We start from the raw sequence: 22,003 nt of genomic DNA on the forward strand, positions 1-22,003 counted from the left end.
ATGTTGCGTGCACAAGATTTGAAAATGACTTTCAACGCGGGAACGCCGATTGAAACACGCGCGTTGCGTGGATTGTCGCTGGAGATTCCCAGTGGCCAGTTCGTGACCGTCATCGGTTCAAACGGGGCGGGCAAGTCGACGTTCCTGAATGCCGTTTCTGGCGATTTGCCCGTCGATTCCGGCCGGATCGAAATCAACGGCGAAGACGTGACCCGCAAGCCCGTCTGGGAACGCGCAGGCCGTGTCGCACGCGTATTCCAGGACCCGATGGCAGGTACTTGCGAGGATCTGAGCATCGAGGAAAATATGGCGCTGGCTCAAATGCGAGGCGCTCGCCGGGGCTTTGGCCGCGCCGTCAAAGTCAGCATGCGAGATGGGTTCCGGGAACGGCTCGCTACATTGGGGCTAGGGCTGGAAAACCGCTTGACCGATCGCATCGGTCTGCTCTCGGGCGGGCAGCGTCAGGCAGTCAGCTTGTTGATGGCGGCGTTGCAGCCGTCCCGGATTCTGTTGCTGGATGAGCATACGGCCGCGTTGGATCCGCGTACGGCGGATTTTGTTCTGCAATTGACCGCTCGTATCGTGGCGGAGAGCAAGCTCACGACAATGATGGTGACTCACAGCATGCGGCAGGCGCTCGATGTGGGAGATCGTACCGTCATGCTGCATCAAGGGCAGGTCGTGCTGGATGTTTCCGGTGATGAGCGCAAAGGGATGGATGTGCCGGACTTGCTGGCGATGTTTGAGCGGGTTCGGGGAGAGAAACTCTCGGACGACGCGCTGCTGCTGGGGTAGTACGCGTTTCTTTGTATTTTCGTAATAGCAGTTATTGTTGTGACGCCCTCCCCATAGCATCCGCCAATAATAGACATTGTGAGCCGGGGGCCGTCATGTAAAGGCTGCGCTGGCCCGTTGAGTCCGCCGAGCCATCCTTGTCAGGCGGGGGGCAGTCGGCTGGGCATGTNTGAGCGCAGCGCAGCGGAGCGAGTTTGCCCAGCCGCNCCGNCGGCCAGACCGGACGATAGGGCCAGCGCAGCCTTTACATGACGGCCCCCGGCGGCTAAAGAACTCATCTATTTGCGAGCAGATTCCGCCCACGCAGATAAACACCTGCATCAATCCTGACGCCTAAGCAACAACCCCCAATATCACATTAGACGCATCAAACACTGCCACCACCCGCACCCCACGCGCCAATTCCAACGCCTGCGCACTTTCCTGCGTAATGATGGCCGCAAGGCTAGCCCCATTGCCAATATCGACGATGATCTCGCTATTGACTGCACCCGGCCGAATGTCTGCCACCGTACCCGCTAACTGATTACGAGCCGAGAGGCGCAATCCCTTGCCAGGCATAGCGATCATGACGGAAGGAGCTTTGATGAGTGCGATGGCTTCGCTGCCGACAGCCAGGCCGAGATCCGCCGTGCTTTCGCGAGTGATGGTGGCAACGACATCATGCCCGCCCGCGATACGCAGCGTGACTTCGTCATTGACTGCGCCCGTCCGGATCGCGCTGACGGTACCCAGGAGTTTGTTGCGCGCACTGGTCTTCAACATGATTCGCTTCATTAAATTCAGGTCATTCGGCGCGTTCAGATTCGTTTGAGCCAGATGCTCCATCACGCGCCGATGTTCCGCCTCCAGGGTCTGAAAGGTTGCGATGAGCTGTTCGGCACGGGCCGTGAGATGTGCGCCGCCGCCGCCTTTGCCTCCCGTTGCCCGCAACACCAGTTCCTCGCCAGCCAGATTGTTCATGGCGTCGATCGCATCCCAGGCCCCTTTGTAGCTCATGCCGACCGCGCGCGCTGCCGCACTGATCGAGCCCGTGAGTCCGATTTGAGTCAGCAGGTCGATACGGCTTTTGCCGCCCAATGTCTGGCTGCCGGCGCGTAGCCAGATGGATCCATCAAGCTCCAGCGGGGAAGTGGTCATGGCGTAGTCGGAGGGGGTAGAGAGTGTTGTCGACAGGGTATGGACGTGGCAGCATAGACGAAGGAAGACATGATGTCGCCATTGCTGAACGCGAATGAGATTCCATTGCAAGTTTACAAACTTCAGGGCATGATGTTTGCGCACTTATTGCGGAGAATGTCGTTATGAAACGCGTTGCGCTTGTCCCGGCTCTGGCTATGGTTGGATTGTTGGCTGCCTGCTCGTCCGGCCCCACGATCCGCAGTGATTATGATCACAGCGCCAATTTTGCCCAGTATCGCAGTTTTGGTTTTATGTCGCCGCTGGGCACCGATAAGGCAGGGTACAGCACACTGCTGACGGAGCGCCTGAAATCCGCCACGCGCAGCCAGATGGAAATGCGCGGCTACGTCTATGCCGAGCAGTCTCCCGATCTATTGATCAACTTCAACGCAAAATTGCAGCAGAAAACCCAGGTGACTCCTGCAGCGCCGATGGGCCCATACTATGGCTACCGCGCGGGGTTCTACGGCGGTTGGCCGGGTTACGCTTGGGGCAATGACGTGTATCAGTACACCGAAGGCACATTGAATATCGATCTGATCGACGCGCGCCGCAAGCAATTGGTCTGGGAGGGCGTCAGCGTCGGCGTCATCGATGATCAGGCAACGGCCTCCTCCGCACAAAATGTCGACGCCAATGTGGCGCAGATATTCCAACGCTACCCGTTCCGTGAGGGCAGCGGTGCGCCGCAAACGCCTCAATCGACCAAGGCTCAATGAGTGTGACGCTGTCCGATCCATGTGCGTGTCCGTCAGAGACTGACGGCTACCAGACCATCGCCTTGGTCTTACAAGGCGGCGGCGCGCTGGGCTCTTATCAAGCCGGGGTCTATCAAGGCCTGCACGAGGCCGGCATCCGTCCGAATTGGATAGCCGGAATTTCGATCGGCTCGATCAATGCCGCGATTATTGCGGGTTCGCCGCCCGATGAGCGTGTGGAGCGTCTGCGCGGATTTTGGGAAACCATTTGCCGGCCTACCGGGTTTTCTGCCTTGCCATGGGGTGAGGCTTGGGCCCGGTTGTTTCAGGGCGTTCCCTTTGGCTTTGGATCTCCCGCCATGAACGGTCAATTGGCGGCTTTTCACGCATTGACATCGGGCCAGCCGGGTTTTTTCAAGCTGCGCTATCCGCCTCCCTATTTGATGCATAACGGTCCGCAAGCAACCAGCTTCTATGACACGTCGCCATTAGTGGAGACACTCAATCGGTACGTGGATTTTGACTTGCTCAACCGCGGAGACGTACGCGCCAGTTTTGGGGCCGTGAATGTGCGGACTGGCAATTTTGCGTATTTCGATAGCACCACGACGCGGTTGCGGGCCGAGCACATCATGGCGTCCGGGGCGTTGCCGCCAGGGTTCCCTGCGGTAGAGATCGACGGCGAGTATTACTGGGATGGTGGCGTGGTGTCGAATACGCCGCTGTCTCAAGTGTTGTCTGTGCATCCGATGCCGGACACACTGGCTTTTCAGGTGGATCTCTGGCCCGCCAGAGGGGCATTGCCTACCAATCTCGAAGAAGTCGCGGAGCGTCAGAAGGACATTCAATACTCCAGTCGCACCCGCACAGTGACGAATATTTATCAACGCATCTTGAAATTGCGCCGCGGATTGCAGCGTGTGTTGGAGCGCTTGCCCGAGGACGAGCGCTGCAGTGCGGAATTGGCGGACATTCGCGAGCTGGCATGCACGCCCGCGGTGAATGTCGTCAATTTGATCTACGAAGCCAAGCACTACGAACGCAATTCAAAGGACTATGAATTTGGATCTGAGGCCATGCGTGAACACTGGCAAAGCGGCCTGACGGATATTCAACAAACCTTGGCCATGCCCAAAGTGCTGGACCGTCCGCCTGTGGATCAGAGCTTTGTTACGCATGACATACACCGCTCGGCCAAGCGCTGAGCGCGGCGGTCAATGGGGCGTCACTTTACCGGCGTATCGTAATATTACGGGGCATTTGATGCCAAATTCGGTAGTTTTGCGACAAAAATAAGGTTACATTAACGGGCTTGCCGGACGTGATTATTCAGTTTGGCACCGCGTGTGCGGGTTCGCGCGCCTTGGCTCTACTCCGTGAGGAATTCATGCGTTTTTCGCACCATCGTGTCTCTGGATTCGGTGTCGTTGCGCTTGTTGCTTTGGCATTGGCAGGCTGCAAAGAACACCCTCAAATGAACCCCGGAATGCCGCAAGTCAGCGTCATTACGGTTCAACCTCAACCCGCATCGATCGTGTCCGATTTGCCGGGCCGCGTGGACGCTGTTCGCGATGCGGAAATCCGTGCGCGCGTCACGGGCATTGTGCAAAAGATCGAGTTCGAACAAGGCGGCGAGGTCAAAGAAGGGCAACTGCTCTTCAAGATCGATCCTGCTCCCTATAAGGCAACGCGCGATCAAGCTGCCGCCCAGCTCAAACAGTCGCAGGCCGATCTGTATAGCGCCAAAGCGCTCGCAGACCGCTATGCGCCGCTGGTCAAGGCCAATGCCGTCAGCAAACAGGAATATGACAACGCTGTGGCCAGCTATCGTCAGGCCGAGGCTGCTGTCGCGGCTGCCAAGGCCAACCTGGACGCGGCTGCAATCAATCTGGGGTACACGGATGTCACCTCGCCGATTACAGGAATCATCGGCAAGGCCCTGGTTACCGAGGGTGCTCTGGTCGAAGGGACCTCGGCCACGCAGATGGCCCTGGTCCAGCAGCTCGATCCGATCTACGTCGATTTCACTCAGAGCACTGCGGATCTGGCCCAGTTGCGCCAGGCGTTTGCCAGCGGCCAGATCGAGCGCATCGGCAAAGACGCCGCACGCGTGAGCGTCGTTCAGGAGGACGGCTCCGTCTACGAACATCCCGGCAAGCTTCTGTTTACCGGCATTACGGTGGACCCGACGACCGGACAGGTCAACCTGCGTGCCGAGGTACCCAACCCGGATGGCCTCTTGCTGCCCGGCATGTACGTGCGCGTCCGTCTGGACCAAGGGACCAATCAGCAGGCGTTGATGGTGCCTCAACAGTCCCTGCAGCGTACGGCCGATGGTTTGCAGAGCTTGATGCTTGTGAAAGACAACAAGATCGAGCAGATCGCCGTGACGACCGGTGGGGTAATCAAAGGACAATGGCTGGTGACCAGTGGCCTGAAAGCCGGCGACGTGGTAGTTGTCGAAGGCTTCCAGAAAATCCGCCCTGGCGCGCCTGCGCAGGCCTCCCCCTGGAACCCCGGTGGACCAAGCAAAGCCGCACCGCCCACGCAAGGCAAGCCCGAAGGCGCCGCGCCACCTGCGCAGCCCGCTTCGGAGCAAAAATCCTAAAACGGTACGCGGCGCGATGCGCCGCGTGCCTGTTTTCGTGAGCACTTTCCGAGTTAGCCCACATGCCGCAATTTTTTATCGATCGACCAATTTTCGCCTGGGTAGTTGCCCTGTTCGTCTTGCTGGCGGGCATATTGGCCATTCCCAATATGCCGGTCGCGCAGTACCCCGACGTGGCGCCTCCTGCCATTACGATTACTGCTACCTATCCTGGCGCCTCGTCCAAAGAGGTCGCCGAGTCGGTGACCAGTATCATCGAGGATCAGCTCAACGGCGCCAAGGGGCTGCTGTATTACGAGTCCGTCAGTGACAACAACGGCCAGTCCACGATCACCGCGACGTTCTCGCCGGGAACCGATCCCGACCTGGCGCAGGTGGACGTGCAAAACCGCGTGTCGAACGTGACGGCGCAGTTGCCGACGGCTGTCACGCAGCAGGGCATCCAGTACGAGCAGACCAGTGCCGGCTTTCTGATGATCGTGACGCTGTCCTCGACCGACGGCACGTTGGACCAGACGGCATTGGCCGACTACATCACACGCAACATTCAGAACCCCGTATCGCGGGTGCCTGGGGTAGGGCAGTTTCAGTTGTTCGCCGCACCGCGTGCCATGCGGGTCTGGATCGATCCCGACAAGCTCGTTGGTTATAACCTCAGCGCATCGGATGTCAATGCTGCCATCAGCCAGCAAAACGTGCTGATTTCGGCGGGCAGCCTGGGGGCGCCTCCCAATCCGGAAAGCCAGCGCTACACGGCGACGGTCGTGGTCAATGGCCAGCTTTCGACGGTCGAAGCATTCGGCAACATCGTGCTGCGCGCCAATACCGACGGTTCGTCAGTGCGTCTGCGTGACGTAGCCCGCATCGAGGTGGGCGCTGACAACTATCAGTTTGGTGCCCGCCTCAATGGCAAGCCCACGGCAGCCTTTGCCATCGTGTTGTCTCCGGACGCCAACGCCCTGGCCACAGCACAGGGTGTACGCGACCAGATGGAGTCGTTGTCGCAGTATTTCCCGGGCAACATCAAATTCGACATTCCCTACGACACGGCGCCGTACGTCAAGGTCTCGATCGAGCAGGTGGTCCATACCCTGGTCGAAGCCATGGTGCTGGTGTTCCTGGTGATGTTCCTGTTCCTGCAGAACGTGCGCTATACCCTCATTCCGGCGTTGGTGGTGCCGGTGGCGATGATGGGGGCATTCGCAGTGATGCTGGGGTTGGGCTTTTCCATTAACGTCTTGACCATGTTCGCCATGGTGCTCGCCATCGGTATTCTGGTGGACGACGCTATTGTGGTGGTGGAGAACGTCGAGCGCATCATGGCGGCCGAGGGCTTGTCTCCCAAAGAGGCGACCAAGAAAGCCATGCCGCAGATCAGCGGCGCTATCGTGGGTATCACGCTGGTGCTGGTGACAGTGTTCCTGCCATTGGCCTTCATGAGCGGCTCGGTGGGCGTGATCTACCGGCAGTTCTCGGTGGCAATGGCTGTGTCGATTTTCTTCTCGGCCTTTTTGGCGCTGAGTTTCACGCCGGCCTTGTGCGCCACGATTCTCAAGCCCATCCCGAAAGGGCACCACGAGGAAAAGAAAGGCTTTTTCGGGTGGTTCAATCGCAAATTCGACGCGACGACGCATAGTTACCAAAGCTGGGTGGCCCGTATCCTGCATCGCGGCGGCCGCATGATGCTGCTGTTCCTGTTGCTGGTGATACTGCTGGGCTGGCTGTATTTGCGCTTGCCATCCTCGTTCCTGCCCGAAGAAGACCAAGGTTACGTGGTCAGCAACATCGAGCTGCCTACCGGGGCCAGCGCCAACCGTACAGTCGATGTGCTCGAGCAGGTCGAAGACTACTTCATGCACCTGCCGGCCGTCGAAAACGTCATTACCGTTCAGGGCTACAGCTTTAACGGTAACGGCCTGAATGCGGCGATCGCCTTCTCGACGCTCAAAGATTTCTCCGAACGCAAGGATCCCAAAGATTCGGCAGGTGCCATTGCGTTTGCAGCATTCGAAAAGCAGCTGATGGGCATCCATGATGCACAGGTGTTTACACTGGTGCCGCCCGCCATTTCATCATTGGGTAACGCGACCGGTTTCGACCTGCGCCTGCAAGACCGCGGCAACGGTGGTACGGCTGCATTGGCGCAAGCGACGGCTCAGTTGATGGAAATGGCGTCCAAGAGCCCCATTCTGTCCCAAGTGCGTATCACCGGGCTGCAGCCTGGTCCGCAACTGACCTTGAAGATCGACCGTGAGAAGGCCGCGGCCCAAGGGGTGGATTTCCAAGCCGCCGCTACGCTGATTGCAACGTCGCTAGGGTCCAGCTACATCGACAAGTTCCCCAACATGGGGCGCATGCAGAACATCTGGGTACAGGCCGAGGCCAGCCACCGTATGCAGGCGGACGAGATTCTCAAGATGAACGTCGCCAATAGCCAGGGCCAGATGGTGCCCTTGTCCACGTTTGTGTCGTACGACTGGACGCAAGGTCCGGTGCAGGTCGTGCGCTACAACAGCTATGACTCTATGCGTATAGGCGGCGATGCTGCGCCGGGCTACACCACGGGTGAAGCCATGGCCGAGATGGAGCGCCTGGTTGGGCAACTGCCCTCGGGCTTTGGCTACGAATGGAACGGCTTGTCGTACCAGGAACGTCAGGCTGGTAACCAGGCTCCCATCCTGATGGGGCTGGCGCTGCTGGTGGTGTTCCTGGTGCTGGCCGCACTGTACGAGAGCTGGGCAATTCCTTTGTCGGTCATGCTGGTGGTGCCGCTGGGGATGTTGGGCGCGGTCGGGTTGGTGTCTCTGCTGGGCATGTCCAATGACGTGTATTTCCAGGTGGGGATGGTGACCGTGATCGGTCTGGCGGCCAAGAACGCCATTCTGATCGTGGAATTTGCCAAGGACCAATACGCCCGCGGCATGGGCCTGTACGAGGCCACGGTCGAGGCGGCGCGTCTGCGTTTCCGCCCGATTCTGATGACCTCTCTGGCTTTCATTCTGGGCGTGGTCCCGCTGGCTTTGGCGAGCGGTGCGGGCGCTGCCAGCCAAAAGGCGGTGGGTATCGGCGTGTTGGGCGGCATGTTGGCGGCGACACCTTTTGCCGTGATTTTCGTGCCCACGTTCTTTGTGGTGATGCTCAGCCTTTTCAAGACCAAGCCTCGCTTGTTGGGTAATGAGCTCAAGGCCTTTGAGGCCGAACAAGCCGAAAAACGCGCTCGCGAAGCCGCCGAGGGCTCCTCCGCTGACGGCACTACGCCTCGCCCGGCAGACGATCAGGAGAGCAAGCAATGAGTGCTCTGATGTCTAAACGAGATAAGTCATCTATACGGCGCGACATGTTGCAGCCTTCTTCGAAATATCAACGCGCCACGCTGTCGCTATGCTTGGCCGCGCTGCTGGGGGGCTGCTCGCTGGCGCCCGATTATCATCGCCCCGAGTCTCCTGTCCCAGGCGATTGGCCGACGCAACCCAAAGTGCAATTCGGTTCGGCCGCCGGCCAGGTTTCGTTGTCTGAGCAGCCGGCTTCGGCCGTGGCGCCTGCGTCGACAGTGCCGGCAGCCGATCTCGGCTGGCGCGAGTTTTTCCGCGATCCGCGCCTGCAGGCCTTGATCGAGCTGGCGTTGGCCAATAACCGCGATCTGCGCGTCGCGGTCGAAAGCGTCGAAGAAGCGCGCGCCCAATACGGGGTGCAGCGTGGCGCGCAATGGCCCAGCATCGGTGCCGGTATCGAAGGCACGCGCCAACGCATGCCGCCCAATATGCGGGTAGGTGGCGAGGATTCACCTTCGGTGTCCAGCAGTTATCAGGCCGGCGTCGGGATGACGTCGTTCGAGATCGATCTGTTCGGCCGCTTGCGCAGTCTGTCCGAAGCCGCCTATCAGACCTATCTCGCCAGCGAGCAATCGCAACGCAGCGTTCACATCACGCTGGTCGGCGCGGTGGCTCAAGCCTACTTCAACATGCGCGCGGCCGATGTCCAACTGGATCTCACCCGCAAGACGCTGGCCGCCCGCCAAGAGTCCTACAACCTCGTCAAACGTCGTTTCGACGGCGGCGTGGCGTCAGAGATGGAGTTGAATCAGTCCAAGAGCCTGCTGGATTCGGCCTCGGCCGATCTGGCGCAATTGGCCCGGTTGCGCGCGCAGTCCGTCAACGCATTGACCGTGCTGGTCGGCGTGCCATTGCCGGACAACCTGCCGGCGCCGGCGGAGTTCGGCCGGGATCAATTGCTGGCCACCGTTCCGGGCGGGTTGCCTTCCGATTTGCTCGAGCGTCGCCCCGACATCATGGCGGCGGAGAACAATCTGAAATCGGCCAATGCCAACATCGGCGCAGCCCGGGCGGCGTTCTTCCCCACGATTTCTCTGACCGGGATGCTGGGGGTGGCCAGCCCGTCCTTGGGTACCTTGTTCCATGGTGGACAGGGGGCATGGAGCTTTTCGCCGTCCATCACGACGCCGATATTTGCCGGTGGCAGCATCCGCGAGGGCTTGAACCTGGCCAATGCGCGTAACAACATTGCCGTGGCGCAGTACGAGCAGACCATCCAACAGGCTTTCCAGGAGGTCTCGGACGCCCTGGCGGGAGAGGCCACTTATGGGGCTCAAGTCGAATCGTTGAGTTCCTTGCAGAACTCGACGGCGCGCACCCTGGAGCTCTCGAATCTGCGCTATGTGAATGGCATCGACAGCTACCTGCAGGTGCAGTCTGCCCAGGTTGATTATTTCAACGCTCAGCTGAGCCTGGTCCAGGCTGGCCTGGCCGCGTTGAACAACCGCGTGGCGCTGTACAAGGCCCTGGGCGGCGGCTGGTCAGAGGTGACTCCTACGGCCAGCAACGCAAATGGCGCGGCGTCAGGCGGCAATCCGGCGGGTACGGGTGCTACTACGCCGGGGGCATCGACGACGCAACCATCCGGCTCCTGATCTGAGAGTTACACTTGAGGGCGGCATCCGATATCCTGATATTCAGGATGTTCGGGGCCGCCCTTTCAGATTCATCCACGACAGCATCATGATAGAACTTGGCGTCAACATCGATCACGTGGCGACGCTGCGCCAGCAGCGCCACACGACTTATCCCGACCCGATCCAGGCCGCTTTGCGTGCAGAGGACGCCGGTGCGGATCTGATTACCTTGCATTTGCGCGAAGATCGCCGCCATATTCAGGACGCAGACGTGCATGCCATCCGGCCGCTGCTGCGCACCCGCATGAATCTGGAATGCGCGATCACGCCCGAAATGCTCGAGATCGCATGCCAGGTTCGTCCCAGCGATGTATGCCTGGTGCCCGAAAAACGCACTGAGCTGACGACCGAGGGCGGTTTGGATGTCGCGGGCGCCTTGCCTGCCGTCACCAACGCCGTGGCTCGCCTGCAGCAGGCGGGCATTCGGGTGTCGTTGTTTATCGATCCCGATCCCGCGCAGATTCAGGCTGCCGTTCAGGCAGGTGCTCCGGTGATCGAGCTGCATACGGGAGCCTATGCCGAGGCAGAGGGCGATCAGGCTCGCCTGGAGCTCGACCGAGTGCGAGCAGGGGTGGCCGAAGGCCTGCGGCACGGATTGCGCGTCAATGCCGGCCATGGGTTGCACTATGGCAACGTGGCGCCTATCGCGGCGCTCGACGGTATCTCTGAACTCAATATCGGTCATGCCATTGTGGCGCAGGCTGTGTTCGACGGCTGGGACAAAGCCGTACGCGACATGAAGGCGCTCATGGTGCAGGCGCGCCTGCAGGCCGTGCGGGGCCGCTGAGGCTCGTCTCATGTCTGAAGCCCCCTCCCATTCGACGCCGCCGGCCAGCAGTATTGCTGGCATCGGCATGGACTTGCTGCGTATCGACCGTATCGAGCGTGCGTTGGCGCGTCATGGGGATCGATTTGCCGAGAAAATCCTCGGCGCAGAGGAACTGCAGAAATTTCATGCTCGACGTGCCCGGGACGCCGCTCGCGGCGTGCGTTTCCTGGCCACGCGCTTCGCCGCCAAAGAGGCATTCTCCAAGGCCATCGGCCTGGGAATGCGCATGCCGATGACCTGGACGCGCGTACAAGTTCTCAATGCGCCCAGCGGACGTCCGGTCCTGGTTATCGCACCGAGCCTGCTGGAGTGGTACACGCCGCGTTTTGGTGTGGCGCATGTCTCCATTACCGATGAATCCGATATGGCCGCTGCGTACGTCATCGTCGAGCGCAAGGCGTAATGCCTGCCGGATTCCTCTTTTTCTCTCATCAAAGGACCAGACCGTATGGCCAAGAAACATAAAACCTTGTTGCCCCCCGGCCCCGTCATGGTGGATGTGGCAGGCACCACATTGACCAAAGCAGAGAAAGCACGCCTGCGCCACCCTCTGGTGGGCGGGGTGATCTTGTTCGCCCGAAATTTCGAGAGCCGCAAACAATTGTGCGAGCTGACACGCCAGATCCATCGTGCGCGCCATGAGCCGCTGATGATCGCGGTCGATCACGAGGGCGGGCGAGTGCAACGGTTCCGTGAAGACGGTTTTACCGTGTTGCCGGCCATGCGCGATTTGGGGGTACTGTGGGACCGCGACCCCTTGACCGCCATGCGATTGGCCACCGAGGCGGGCTACGTGCTGGCTGCCGAGTTGCGCGCCTGTGGCGTGGATCTCAGCTTCACTCCGGTGCTGGACCTGGATTACGGCGTGAGCAAGGTCATCGGCACGCGCGCTTTTCACCGCGATCCTCGCGTGGTCGCCATGCTGGCGCGCGCGGTGGCTCAGGGCTTGGCTCAGGCCGGGATGGCCGCGTGCGGCAAGCATTTCCCGGGACATGGTTTCGTGGGCGCGGATTCGCATCACGAGATGCCGGTCGACCCGCGCCCGCTGGAGCGTATCCTCGGTGAAGACGCCGCACCGTATGCCTGGCTGGGCGATGCCGTCATTCCGGCCGTCATGCCTGCGCACGTGATTTATCCCAAGGTCGATAAACAACCCGCGGGCTTCTCTCGCCGTTGGGTGCAAGACATTTTGCGTGAGCGCCTGGGCTACGGGGGTGTGGTGTTCTCGGACGACCTGACCATGGAGGGGGCCACGGTGGCGGGCGATATTCTCGCGCGCGCTCAAGCCGCCTTGGGCGCCGGTTGCGATATGGTGTTGGTGTGCAATCGTCCAGATCTGGCCGATGACTTGCTGTCCCGCCTGGACGTGACGCACGCGCCCGAATCGGTCGAGCGCATTCGCCGACTGATGCCCCGTTTTGCCGCTCCCTCCTGGAAGGCCCTGCAAGCCGAAACTCGCTACCAGCATGCCCGACGACTTCAATCTCAAATCGTTTCTGGCTGATCTGCCGCACCTGCCCGGCGTCTATCGACACTTGGACGCCGAGGGTGTGGTGATGTATGTGGGCAAGGCGCGTGATCTGAAAAAACGCGTCTCCTCGTATTTCCAGAAAAATCTGGCCAGCCCGCGAATTGCCCAGATGGTTGCCAAGGTCGCGCGTGTCGAGGTCACGGTCACGCGTTCCGAGGCCGAAGCATTGCTCTTGGAGAACAATCTCATCAAGAGCCTGCGGCCGCGCTACAACATCCTGTTTCGCGATGACAAGTCGTACCCGTATCTATGGATCACGGGGCACGAATGGCCTCGCGTGGCCTACTATCGCGGCGCGACAAACAAACGTGGACAGTATTTTGGTCCGTTTCCCAATGCCTGGGCCGTGCGCGAGACCATCCAGATCCTGCAAAAGGTCTTTCGCTTGCGGACTTGCGAGGATACGGTCTTTGCCAACCGCTCGCGTCCTTGCCTGCTGCATCAAATCGGCCGCTGCTCGGCGCCCTGTGTCGATGCGATCTCGGCCGAGGATTATGCCAGCGATGTGAATCGCGCCGCGCGTTTCCTCAACGGCGAGGCGCGCGAGGTGATGGATGAGATCGAACAGCGCATGCTGCAGGCATCGACCGAGCTGCGATTCGAAGAGGCCGCCGCCTTGCGTGACCAGATGGGATCGCTGGCGCGCGTGCTGCATCAGCAAACCATGGAGGACGTGGGCGGCGAGGATACTGATGTCATCGTTGTCGCCTCTGCAGGCGGCAAGGTCTGTGTGAACCTGGCCATGGTGCGCGCCGGCCGGCATTTGGGCGACAAGCCGTTCTTTCCCGTGCATGTCGACGGCCAAGAGGCGCCCCAGGTGCTCGAGGCTTTCATCGCGCAACATTACACTGATAATCCCCTGCCTCCTGTGCTGGTTTGTTCGCACGCCTTGCCCGATAGCGGCTTGATGACATTGTTGGCCGAACAGGCACAGGTCCGTCCTGCGAGGGTACTGACGCGTCCTCAAGGTGTGCGCCGCGCCTGGCTGGAGCAGGCCGTCAAAAACGCCGAAATGGCCCTGGCCCGAGCGCTCACCGAATCCGGTGCGCGCGCTGCACGGACGCTGGCGCTTGCCGAAGTGCTGGATCTGGACACCGACGAGGCCGCGCTGGATGCATTGCGTATCGAGTGTTTCGATATCAGCCATACGGCAGGCGAGGCGACGCAGGCGTCCTGTGTCGTGTTCTTGCATCACGACATGCAGCCTTCTCAATATCGCCGCTACAACATCGCGGGGATCACGCCGGGCGACGACTATGCCGCGATGCGCCAGGTATTGACCCGGCGTTTTGGCAAGGTCGCCGATGGCGAGGCACCGATGCCCGGGCTGGTCTTGATCGACGGCGGCAAGGGGCAGGTCGAGATTGCGCGCCAGGTCTTTGCTGAATTGGGGCTGGACATACAAACCCTGGTTGGCGTCGCCAAAGGGGAAGGGCGCAAGGTCGGGCTGGAAACGCTGGTGTTTGCCGACGGCCGCCCGCCGGTGGCATTGGGTGGGGAATCGGCTGCGCTGATGCTCATCGCCCAGGTCCGCGACGAGGCCCACCGTTTTGCAATCACCGGTATGCGCGCTCGCCGCGCCAAGGCTCGCAATGTCTCGCGTCTCGAGGAAATCGAGGGCGTCGGAGCGCGCCGCCGCCAGCGGCTGCTGGCCCGTTTTGGCGGGTTTTCCGGCGTGTCCTCTGCCAGCATCGAGGACTTGGCCTCAGTGGACGGCATTTCGCACGATCTGGCCGAGCGTATCTACGAGGCTTTGCATGGATAAACGGCCTGCCGCCGGCTATTTCCCCACCATGGCGTGTCCTGCCAAGAGTTTTTCACGCTGGTGATGTAGCATACGTTCATTATGCCAATCAATGTGCCGATTATCCTGACGTGGCTGCGCATCGCCATGATCCCGCTGGTAGTGGGGCTGTTTTATCTGCCCAGTAGCTGGATGGCTGAGCCTGCCCGCGACACCCTGGCCGCCTGGGCCTTTATCGTTGCTGCCTTGACCGACTGGTTTGACGGTTGGCTGGCCCGCCGCTGGAACCAGACCTCGGCGTTTGGCGCATTTCTGGACCCCGTGGCGGACAAGCTCATGGTCTGCGCCGCGCTCATCGTCCTGCTCGATCTCGGCAGGGTAGACGCCTTTATTTCGCTGATCATCATCGGACGGGAAATCACGATTTCGGCGTTGCGGGAATGGATGGCCAAGATCGGCGCCAGCGCCAGCGTCGCCGTGCACCGCCTGGGCAAATTCAAGACCGCTGCGCAGATGGTCGCTATCCCGTGCCTGCTCTACGATCAACCGTTGTTTGGGATGTCCAGCCGGCTCCTGGGCGATATATTGATTGTGATCGCGGCCGTGTTGACGGTGTGGTCGATGTTTTATTACTTGCAACGCGCTTGGCCCGCCATCCGTGAAAAGTCTCAATAGACGGGCCGGGTTCTAAGGAGCGTTGAGATTCCGGCATCGCGGCGAATTCAATAACCCGATATCGCGTCCGAGATCTCGACAATGATATTTACGCAGTGGCGCTGCGCGAGCCGCGCTTTTGCGTTGAGATGAGTTTTGCTAGCCATGCATTCCGCCGCAGATACCGTTACGCTGGATTCTCCTGATCTTCGCCGCCGTGATTGGCTGACCATCCTGTTGATCGGTGTCGTGCATGCATCGTCGCATTTCTTTCAGCTGGTGCTGCCCTCGCTGTATGTATCCTTGGGCACGGCGTTTGATCTGGATTTTGCCCGGTTGGGGCTGCTGGTCTCGACCTTCTATGTCGTGTCGGGCATTGGTCAGGCATCGTCCGGCTTCGTGGTGGATCGGATCGGCGCCCGACCTGTGCTGTGGTTCGGGCTGACGTGCTTTGTCTTGGCGGGCGTCTTGATCGGTTCGGCCAACGGTTATCTCATGCTGCTGATAGCGGCGGTGATCGGCGGCATCGGCAACTCGGTATTCCACCCGGCAGACTATTCCATCATCAATCATCGCGTCAGTCCGGCACGATTGGGCCATGCCTTTAGCACACATGGTTTGACGGGCAATCTCGGGTGGGCGCTGACGCCGGTCTTCATTACCTCGATTACCCTGTTGGCCGATTGGCGCGTGGCGGCGTTCAGTGCAGCAGCCTTGGTGGCTGTGGTGTTGCTGCTGGCGATCGTGGGGCGCGACCTGTTGGGAGGCAACCATCCTGTATCCGATACGGTCCAGGCCAAAGCAACGGTGAGCACGCCTGCCGCTCAAGAAAGTGTATTGACCACTTTGACGGCCTTGCTGGCCAAGCCGGCATTGTGGGGCGCCTTTCTGTTTTTCGCCTTTACCTCGATTGCGCTGTCGTCAGTTCAGAACTACACAATCCCGCTCTTGGGCGAGTTGTATAACTTGTCCAAAGTCGTCGCCAGCTCGGCATTGTCCGGGTACATGGTGGCGTCGGCGCTGGGAATGGCGGCAGGGGGCTTTCTCGTATCCGCCAACCCGCGTACCGAGTTGACTGTCACCGTGGCGCTGATCTTGGCTGGCGTTACCTTGGTGATCCTGGCTTTGGGAATGGTGCCTCCTGGTTGGGCGGCATTAGTCGTGGGCCTGGCGGGTTTTTGTTCGGGCGTTGCAGCCCCGTCGCGAGATATGCTGATCCGGCGCGTCACGCCCAAGGGCGCGACAGGTTCCGTGTACGGCCTGGTCTACTCTGGCATGGACGTGGGCTCGGCGCTGGGCCCGTTGGGATTCGGCCTGCTGCTGGATGCCGGGATGAGTCACGGCCCCTGGATCGGAGCGGGCATCGCATTTGCCGTGGCAGCCTTGCTGGCACAGTGGATTGCCGTGCAAGCGCGCAAGGCGAGCGCGCCACTGGCGACCGCGGCGCGTTAATTGGGAATCAGGGCCTGGTCAGACCGCAAAGCGGACATGATTTCCGCCGCCGAGTACGTCCCCCGGGCGATTCTCTCGATCAGCGCTGCGCAACAACCGCATATTGCTCTTGAGCATGTCAAAGACCCGCCGAGTCAGCGGGCGCACGACGTTATTGCGCACGAATAGGTAGTACTCGACGTCGGGCAGACGCGGCATGCCGTCGTTTTCTCCCAATACGCGGAAATCCGTACCAATCAGCTCGATGCCGCGGGCGGTCACGCCCAACCCTGCCCGGAGCGCGGCTTTGATTCCTATCAGGCTGGATGATGTATAGCTGGGCGACCAACGAATGCCCGCGTCGTCCAGCGCCTCTTGCGCCAGGCGCCGGAACAGGCTCGGGCCGTCGGCCAGGACGAGCGGGATAGGCTTGCTGGTGTCCAGCACATAGCTGGACGAGCAGACCCACACCGTGGGGGAGGTACGTAGTACGACACCCTCCAACGTAGGATCGTGACGATTGGAAATCGTCATGTCGATCTCGCCGCGATGTAGAGATTCCATCAGAAACGGGCTGCGCCCCACGTGGATATCGATTTGCAGCAACGGCGAATGACGGGCGATTTGTGCGAGCAGCGGAGGAAGCATGTTATCGGCCACATCGTGCGGTGCGCCGATGCGCAGCACGCCCTCCAGGCTGCCTTGCTGCAGGTTGCGCAAGGCTTCGTCGTTGACCGATAGCAGGTGCCGCGCGTAGTCCAGCAGCCGCTCGCCGTGCGGGGTCAGGCGCTTTTGCCGACCGCGCCGCTCAAAGATGGCGCGGCCGAGCTGGCTTTCGAGCCGCTGCATCTGTTGCGACACGGCGGACTGTGTTCGGCCCAGATGAATGGCCGCCGCAGCAAAGCCGCCCTGTTCCTGGATGACAGTCAGCGTTCTCAGGGTGTCGAGGTCTAGTGTTTGCATATATCAGTTTTACTAATCGATTTCGACTCGATTCTAGATTGTTTCGTCTTGCGTCTGTGCCTATATTTTCAATCAACGTAGTTTGAAAATTTTTTAAGGGGTGAAAGCATGAGCGTATCGACAGAGCGTACCGAGGCAGTACAGAGCGCCATTGAGCAAGTCAAGCAGATCGCACTGGCGGGTGAGCTCAGCCGAGCTGGGCTCGACGGCATTCTGGCGCAACTGAATCGATTAGCCGCGCGTAGGGAATTGTGGAGTGAGCAGGCGTTTGCTGCACCGCAGGATGGTGAGTTGCAGGCGCGCTATTTGATCTCTGAAGAGCCGGATCAAAGTTACGCCTTGTATCTCAACGTCATGCGTCCAGGTAAACGCATCGTGCCGCACAACCATACGACCTGGGCTTGTATCAGCGCCGTCGAAGGGGTGGAGCTCAACCGTGTCTATGAGCGCCTGGACGACGGCAGCGTGCCGGGACGTGCCCAGTTGCGAGAGTCCGGCCAGGTCCGGGTCGAGCCTGGTACGGGGATCGCGCTGATGCCCGAGGACATCCATTCGGTGGAGATTCTGCCGGGGCAGGTCATCCGTCATTTGCATCTGTATGGACGTGCATTGGAAACGTTGACCCAGCGTACGGGCTATGACCTGGAAAACGGGACCTGCGAAACGATGTCGATCGGCGTGCAGACGCGCCGTTGATCAAGCCTTGCCTTTCATTCATTCATCTTTTCGTTGCGGAACATGCATTTAATTAACGCGCAAACCCTGAAGTCCTGGTTGCATGACGGCGCTGAGATTGCGCTTTTTGATGTACGGGAGCATGGGCAATATGGTGAGTCTCACTTGTTCTATGGCATCACGTTGCCGTACAGCCGATTGGAGCTGGACGTGCAGCGTCTGGCACCGCGCAAACAAGTGCGCACTGTGGTCTACGATGATGGACACGGCGTCGCCCAGGCTGCGGCGCAGCGACTGACCGAACTGGGTTATTCGAACGTACATGTGCTCGACGGCGGGACGGCGGGTTGGCAGGCAGCGGGCTATACCTTGTTTGCCGGCGTGAACGTGCCATCCAAGGCATTCGGCGAGTTGGTCGAGCAGATTTACGAGACGCCGCATGTGACTGCCACCGAGTTGCATGCCATGTTGCAGGCGGGCGAGGATGTTGTCGTGCTGGATGGTCGGCCCTATGCGGAATATCGCAAGATGTCGATCCCGACCGCGACGAGTTGCCCGAACGGTGAGTTGGCCTATCGCGTGCGGCGTATTGTGCCCAACGACAAAACGCATATCGTGGTCAATTGTGCCGGCCGTACGCGCAGCATCATCGGCGCGCAGACCTTGATTAACCTGGGTTTGCCCAACCGAGTTTCGGCATTGCAAAGTGGTACGCAGGGGTGGATGTTGGACGATCTGGTGCTGGACCATGGCGCGAGCCGGCGCTATGGCGAGCCGAGCGATGATCTGCCGGCTATCAGACGGTCTGCCGAGGAACTGGCGAAACGTTATGAGGTGCCGACCGTTGATGCGCCGACCGTACAGCGTTGGAATGCGGATACGCAGCGATCGCTTTTCTTGTGCGATGTCCGCACGCCTGAAGAGTACGCCGCCGGCACCTTGGCCGGCGCGGTGCATACGCCTGGCGGTCAGTTGATCCAGGCCACTGATCAGTACATCGGTGTACGTCGCGCGCGGCTGGTGTTATTCGATGACGACGGCGTACGAGCCCTTGTTGTCGCCAGTTGGTTAAAGCAGTTGGGACACGATGTTTACGTGTTGGACGGCGGACTGGCGAGTGGTTTGACACTGGCCGCGCTTGCGCCACCTGCGATACCGCAGCCCACCCTGATCGATGCAGCGGCGTTGGCTGAGCAATTGCGTCAAGCTGCACCTCCCATTGTCATCGATGTGGGCGCCAGTATGCGTTTTCGCCAGACGCATATTCCGGGGTCGCGTTGGTCGATACGGCCGCGTTTGGCTGCCGATCTGAAAGGCATCGATGCGTACATTGTGCTGGTGGCCGATGAACCTGGCGTTGCTGCATGCGCAGCGATCGAACTGGATCGGCTGGGCATGTCAGTAAGGGTATTGGCAGGCGGATTGCAGGCTTGGGTCGATGCGGGTTTGCCGGTGCAGTCCAGTCCACAGTCGCCCGCTGACGACGAATGCATCGACTACTTGTTCTTTGTCCATGATCGTCACAGCGGCAACAAGGCTGCGGCACGCCAATATCTGGAATGGGAAATCAACCTGATCTCGCAACTCGATGAGTTCGAGAAGGCCGAGTTTCGCTTGCCATCGTTTCAGGCTGATGCCTGATCGATATCTGTCCTCATCTCGTTATGAACAGGAAAGACATCATGTCGCAACGGCAATTACAGACACGCATGTTGCACGCGGGCAAAACGCCCGCCTATGAAGGGGGATCGCCCGTCAACCCTCCTGTGGTGCGTGCCAGCACTGTCGTGTTTGACAATGTTGCTCAACAGCGGGACTTGCGTGCGCGGCGTTCGGGGGAACGCGTGTTCACCTATGGCGCACGGGGTAATCCCACCGGCTTCGCCCTGGAAGACGCGGTGAGCGAACTCGAGGGGGCTTATCGCACCAAGCTGTTTCCCACCGGTCTTGCTGCCATCGCCATGACGCTGCTTGCGTATCTCAAGCCCGGAGACCATCTATTGATGTCCGATGCGGTGTATGAGCCTGCGCGCAAATTGGCCGAGTCGTTTCTGGCGCCGTATCAGATCCGTTGCACGTTCTTCGCCGCCGACGGTTCGGATGTCGAGGACAAAATCGAGCCGGCAACACGGATGATTTATGCCGAATGTCCCGGCTCATTGGTCTACGAGATGTGCGACTTGCCGAGGCTGGCCGACATTGCGCATCGTCATGATGCACTGCTGGTCTGCGATAACACCTGGGGCTCGGGCTGTCAGTATCGCCCTCTCGCATTGGGCGCCGATGTATCCGTCATGGCGGCGACCAAGTATCTCAGCGGCCATTCCGACGTGATGATGGGGACTGTCGCGACCACCGAGGCAGCGTGGCCCGCGCTGTCGGCGCGCAGTGACGCATTCGGCATGACGGTGAGTCCCGATGACGCCTATCTGGTCTTGCGTGGCATTCGCAGCCTGACCGCGCGCCTGGCCATGCACGAGCAGCATGCACTGCGAGTGGCGAGCTATCTGCAAAGCTGTCCTGATGTCCGCTCGGTGTTTTGCCCGGCATTGCCGGAACACCCGGGACATGACATCTGGAAACGCGATTGCACGGGTACGAACGGCCTGCTGTCGTTCGAGTTTCAGCCGCAGGTGACACGCGCCGCCGCAGATCAATGGATCGATAGTCTGGAGTTGTTTGGGCTCGGCGCATCTTGGGGCGGCTACGAAAGCCTGGTGACGTCCGCGGATTTGCCCAACGCGCGCAGCGTGACCGATTGGTCTGCGCACGGTTGCATTGTGCGTCTGCATATCGGTCTGGAAAGCCCGGACGATTTGATTGCCGATCTGGGACAAGCGTTTGACGCCATTAGTCCTGAGCGATCCACCTACGGAATTTCAAGGAGCAAAGCGTGAGCAGCATTGGTCAGTGGTTAGCAAACAATGAAGGTGGCGCACGACGCAGCGGCAAGCTGCGTGTCGGGTCGATGGCATCAGGCGTGGATGTGTCACTGCCGTATATCGCCGTACGAGGTGCGCGTCCAGGACGCACGCTGTGGTTGCACGGGCAGGTGCATGGTGACGAAATCAACGGCATGGTAGCGGCGCTGCGCTTTGCCAACAGCCTGGATCCGTCGACCATGTCGGGCAATCTCGTCGTGACGCCCACGGGCAATCCGCAGGCGCTGGATGCGCGCCGCAAACGCAATCCGTACGACGAACTGGATCTGGATCAAACGTATCCAGGCAAGGCGGACGGCATGATTACCGAGCGAGTTGCACACGCACTGATGCAGGAGATACGCGGGGTCGCAGACGTCCTGATCAATCTGCACACGATGAATCCGCTATTCGATTCGCGTCCCTACACCGTGTACAAAACGCCTCCCAATGACCAGGTCAAAGAAGACGACCTGCTCGCAGCGATGGCGCCTTTCTTTCCTGTATTGGCTTGCCGGCAAGATGTCAGCGGCAAGGGCGAATTACCGGGCAATATTGCCGGCGGTCTCGATTACCAGTGCCTGAGTGCGGGGATCTGCGCCTTTATGCTGGAACTGGGGGCAGGCAATCGTTATCAGCCTGACAATATCGAACGCGCCGAGGTCGGTTTTCGTACGCTGGCACGCAGCATGGGCATTTTGCCTGGCGCACCGGCACCGGCCGATTCTGCACAATCTCTGAGGTTGGTGTCGCAGCGCGGTTGGATTACGGCAGACGAGGGCGGTCTCTTTGTCCCGCGCNTTTGCGCGGGTGACCGGGTATCCCAAGGAGAATCCCTGGGCGACGTCATCGCGCTCGATGGCACCGTAACGCCGGTGGCGCCCATGCCACGCGAAGGCATCCTGATCGGTTTGCGATCGGATCCTGTCGTGCATACCGGCGAGCGTCTCGCATTTGTAGCCTGGGAGTGGCGAGAGGGGACAACACCCGTCCCATCCTGGCA

At 60.2% G+C, this 22,003-nt stretch carries 18 protein-coding genes; 16 read left to right on the forward strand and 2 right to left on the reverse strand.

Annotated elements, in window-relative coordinates; genetic code table 11:
* Entirely contained in the window at positions 1 to 795 is a 795-nt protein-coding gene (locus tag ACNA0J_RS19965) for an ABC transporter ATP-binding protein (protein WP_415820610.1), read from the forward strand.
* A gap of 333 nt (positions 796 to 1,128) precedes the next feature.
* Here the strand turns inward: ACNA0J_RS19965 and ACNA0J_RS19970 are convergent, their stop codons facing one another.
* Positions 1,129 to 1,935: a TOBE domain-containing protein gene (locus ACNA0J_RS19970; protein ID WP_415820611.1), complete on the reverse strand. Its 807-nt coding sequence runs from the start codon at positions 1,933 to 1,935 to the stop codon at positions 1,129 to 1,131.
* 164 nt (positions 1,936 to 2,099) lie between these two features.
* Between ACNA0J_RS19970 and ACNA0J_RS19975 the strand changes: the two genes are divergently transcribed.
* From ACNA0J_RS19975 to ACNA0J_RS20025, 11 genes are all read left to right on the forward strand, one after another.
* A complete protein-coding gene (locus ACNA0J_RS19975) occupies positions 2,100 to 2,696 on the forward strand; it encodes a DUF4136 domain-containing protein (RefSeq protein ID WP_415820612.1) in 597 nt (198 codons plus the stop codon).
* Positions 2,693 to 3,880 (forward strand): DUF3734 domain-containing protein, encoded by a 1,188-nt coding sequence (locus ACNA0J_RS19980; protein WP_415820613.1) that lies wholly within the window; start codon positions 2,693 to 2,695, stop codon positions 3,878 to 3,880. The genes ACNA0J_RS19975 and ACNA0J_RS19980 overlap by 4 nt, the downstream gene beginning before the upstream one ends.
* A 182-nt stretch (positions 3,881 to 4,062) precedes the next feature.
* Positions 4,063 to 5,283 (forward strand): efflux RND transporter periplasmic adaptor subunit, encoded by a 1,221-nt coding sequence (locus tag ACNA0J_RS19985; RefSeq protein WP_415820614.1) that lies wholly within the window; start codon positions 4,063 to 4,065, stop codon positions 5,281 to 5,283.
* Between the two features lie 62 nt (positions 5,284 to 5,345).
* Entirely contained in the window at positions 5,346 to 8,576 is a 3,231-nt protein-coding gene (locus ACNA0J_RS19990; RefSeq protein WP_415820616.1) for a multidrug efflux RND transporter permease subunit, read from the forward strand.
* Positions 8,577 to 8,620: 44 nt separating this feature from the next.
* Positions 8,621 to 10,210 carry an efflux transporter outer membrane subunit gene (locus ACNA0J_RS19995; protein ID WP_415820633.1) on the forward strand — a complete coding sequence of 530 codons (1,590 nt, stop codon included), beginning with the start codon at positions 8,621 to 8,623 and terminating at the stop codon, positions 10,208 to 10,210.
* A gap of 88 nt (positions 10,211 to 10,298) precedes the next feature.
* Positions 10,299 to 11,039, forward strand: a complete 741-nt coding sequence (gene pdxJ, locus ACNA0J_RS20000; protein ID WP_415820617.1) for a pyridoxine 5'-phosphate synthase — start codon at positions 10,299 to 10,301, stop codon at positions 11,037 to 11,039.
* 10 nt (positions 11,040 to 11,049) lie between these two features.
* Positions 11,050 to 11,484, forward strand: a complete 435-nt coding sequence (acpS, locus tag ACNA0J_RS20005) for a holo-ACP synthase (RefSeq protein WP_415820619.1) — start codon at positions 11,050 to 11,052, stop codon at positions 11,482 to 11,484.
* Positions 11,485 to 11,529: 45 nt separating this feature from the next.
* Positions 11,530 to 12,585 (forward strand): beta-N-acetylhexosaminidase, encoded by a 1,056-nt coding sequence (gene nagZ, locus ACNA0J_RS20010; protein ID WP_415820620.1) that lies wholly within the window; start codon positions 11,530 to 11,532, stop codon positions 12,583 to 12,585.
* Positions 12,548 to 14,377 (forward strand): excinuclease ABC subunit UvrC, encoded by a 1,830-nt coding sequence (gene uvrC, locus ACNA0J_RS20015; protein WP_415820621.1) that lies wholly within the window; start codon positions 12,548 to 12,550, stop codon positions 14,375 to 14,377. The genes nagZ and uvrC overlap by 38 nt, the downstream gene beginning before the upstream one ends.
* A gap of 81 nt (positions 14,378 to 14,458) precedes the next feature.
* Entirely contained in the window at positions 14,459 to 15,031 is a 573-nt protein-coding gene (pgsA, locus tag ACNA0J_RS20020; protein WP_415820622.1) for a CDP-diacylglycerol--glycerol-3-phosphate 3-phosphatidyltransferase, read from the forward strand.
* Positions 15,032 to 15,175: 144 nt separating this feature from the next.
* Positions 15,176 to 16,462: an MFS transporter gene (locus tag ACNA0J_RS20025; protein WP_415820623.1), complete on the forward strand. Its 1,287-nt coding sequence runs from the start codon at positions 15,176 to 15,178 to the stop codon at positions 16,460 to 16,462.
* An 18-nt stretch (positions 16,463 to 16,480) separates the two neighbouring features.
* Here ACNA0J_RS20025 and ACNA0J_RS20030 read toward each other — a convergent pair whose 3' ends face one another.
* Positions 16,481 to 17,404 (reverse strand): LysR substrate-binding domain-containing protein, encoded by a 924-nt coding sequence (locus ACNA0J_RS20030; RefSeq protein WP_415820624.1) that lies wholly within the window; start codon positions 17,402 to 17,404, stop codon positions 16,481 to 16,483.
* Between the two features lie 108 nt (positions 17,405 to 17,512).
* Between ACNA0J_RS20030 and ACNA0J_RS20035 the strand changes: the two genes are divergently transcribed.
* The 4 genes from ACNA0J_RS20035 to ACNA0J_RS20050 all read left to right on the forward strand — a co-directional run.
* A complete protein-coding gene (locus ACNA0J_RS20035) occupies positions 17,513 to 18,100 on the forward strand; it encodes a cysteine dioxygenase family protein (RefSeq protein WP_415820625.1) in 588 nt (195 codons plus the stop codon).
* Between the two features lie 42 nt (positions 18,101 to 18,142).
* Complete coding sequence (locus tag ACNA0J_RS20040; protein ID WP_415820626.1) at positions 18,143 to 19,720, forward strand: rhodanese-like domain-containing protein; 1,578 nt, start codon at positions 18,143 to 18,145, stop codon at positions 19,718 to 19,720.
* Positions 19,721 to 19,761: 41 nt separating this feature from the next.
* Positions 19,762 to 20,976 carry a cystathionine beta-lyase gene (gene metC, locus ACNA0J_RS20045; protein ID WP_415820627.1) on the forward strand — a complete coding sequence of 405 codons (1,215 nt, stop codon included), beginning with the start codon at positions 19,762 to 19,764 and terminating at the stop codon, positions 20,974 to 20,976.
* The coding region (locus ACNA0J_RS20050) for a M14 family metallopeptidase (protein ID WP_415820628.1) at positions 20,973 to 21,800 on the forward strand (828 nt) is incomplete at its 3' end. The genes metC and ACNA0J_RS20050, both read left to right, overlap by 4 nt.
* Between the last annotated feature and the right edge of the window lie 203 nt (positions 21,801 to 22,003).

The sequence above is a fragment of the Bordetella tumbae genome (assembly GCF_965139195.1).
Classification (GTDB): domain Bacteria; phylum Pseudomonadota; class Gammaproteobacteria; order Burkholderiales; family Burkholderiaceae_B; genus Bordetella_A; species Bordetella_A tumbae.

What these genes read in the sequence shown, in the direction of transcription:
- ACNA0J_RS19965 (WP_415820610.1), top strand. Translation starts at nt 1, where the DNA reads ATGTTGCGTGCACAAGATTTGAAAATGACTTTCAACGCGGGAACGCCG.
- ACNA0J_RS19970 (WP_415820611.1), bottom strand. Translation starts at nt 1,935, where the DNA reads ATGACCACTTCCCCGCTGGAGCTTGATGGATCCATCTGGCTACGCGCC.
- ACNA0J_RS19975 (WP_415820612.1), top strand. Translation starts at nt 2,100, where the DNA reads ATGAAACGCGTTGCGCTTGTCCCGGCTCTGGCTATGGTTGGATTGTTG.
- ACNA0J_RS19980 (WP_415820613.1), top strand. Translation starts at nt 2,693, where the DNA reads ATGAGTGTGACGCTGTCCGATCCATGTGCGTGTCCGTCAGAGACTGAC.
- ACNA0J_RS19985 (WP_415820614.1), top strand. Translation starts at nt 4,063, where the DNA reads ATGCGTTTTTCGCACCATCGTGTCTCTGGATTCGGTGTCGTTGCGCTT.
- ACNA0J_RS19990 (WP_415820616.1), top strand. Translation starts at nt 5,346, where the DNA reads ATGCCGCAATTTTTTATCGATCGACCAATTTTCGCCTGGGTAGTTGCC.
- ACNA0J_RS19995 (WP_415820633.1), top strand. Translation starts at nt 8,621, where the DNA reads ATGTTGCAGCCTTCTTCGAAATATCAACGCGCCACGCTGTCGCTATGC.
- pdxJ (WP_415820617.1), top strand. Translation starts at nt 10,299, where the DNA reads ATGATAGAACTTGGCGTCAACATCGATCACGTGGCGACGCTGCGCCAG.
- acpS (WP_415820619.1), top strand. Translation starts at nt 11,050, where the DNA reads ATGTCTGAAGCCCCCTCCCATTCGACGCCGCCGGCCAGCAGTATTGCT.
- nagZ (WP_415820620.1), top strand. Translation starts at nt 11,530, where the DNA reads ATGGCCAAGAAACATAAAACCTTGTTGCCCCCCGGCCCCGTCATGGTG.
- uvrC (WP_415820621.1), top strand. Translation starts at nt 12,548, where the DNA reads ATGCCCGACGACTTCAATCTCAAATCGTTTCTGGCTGATCTGCCGCAC.
- pgsA (WP_415820622.1), top strand. Translation starts at nt 14,459, where the DNA reads ATGCCAATCAATGTGCCGATTATCCTGACGTGGCTGCGCATCGCCATG.
- ACNA0J_RS20025 (WP_415820623.1), top strand. Translation starts at nt 15,176, where the DNA reads ATGCATTCCGCCGCAGATACCGTTACGCTGGATTCTCCTGATCTTCGC.
- ACNA0J_RS20030 (WP_415820624.1), bottom strand. Translation starts at nt 17,404, where the DNA reads ATGCAAACACTAGACCTCGACACCCTGAGAACGCTGACTGTCATCCAG.
- ACNA0J_RS20035 (WP_415820625.1), top strand. Translation starts at nt 17,513, where the DNA reads ATGAGCGTATCGACAGAGCGTACCGAGGCAGTACAGAGCGCCATTGAG.
- ACNA0J_RS20040 (WP_415820626.1), top strand. Translation starts at nt 18,143, where the DNA reads ATGCATTTAATTAACGCGCAAACCCTGAAGTCCTGGTTGCATGACGGC.
- metC (WP_415820627.1), top strand. Translation starts at nt 19,762, where the DNA reads ATGTCGCAACGGCAATTACAGACACGCATGTTGCACGCGGGCAAAACG.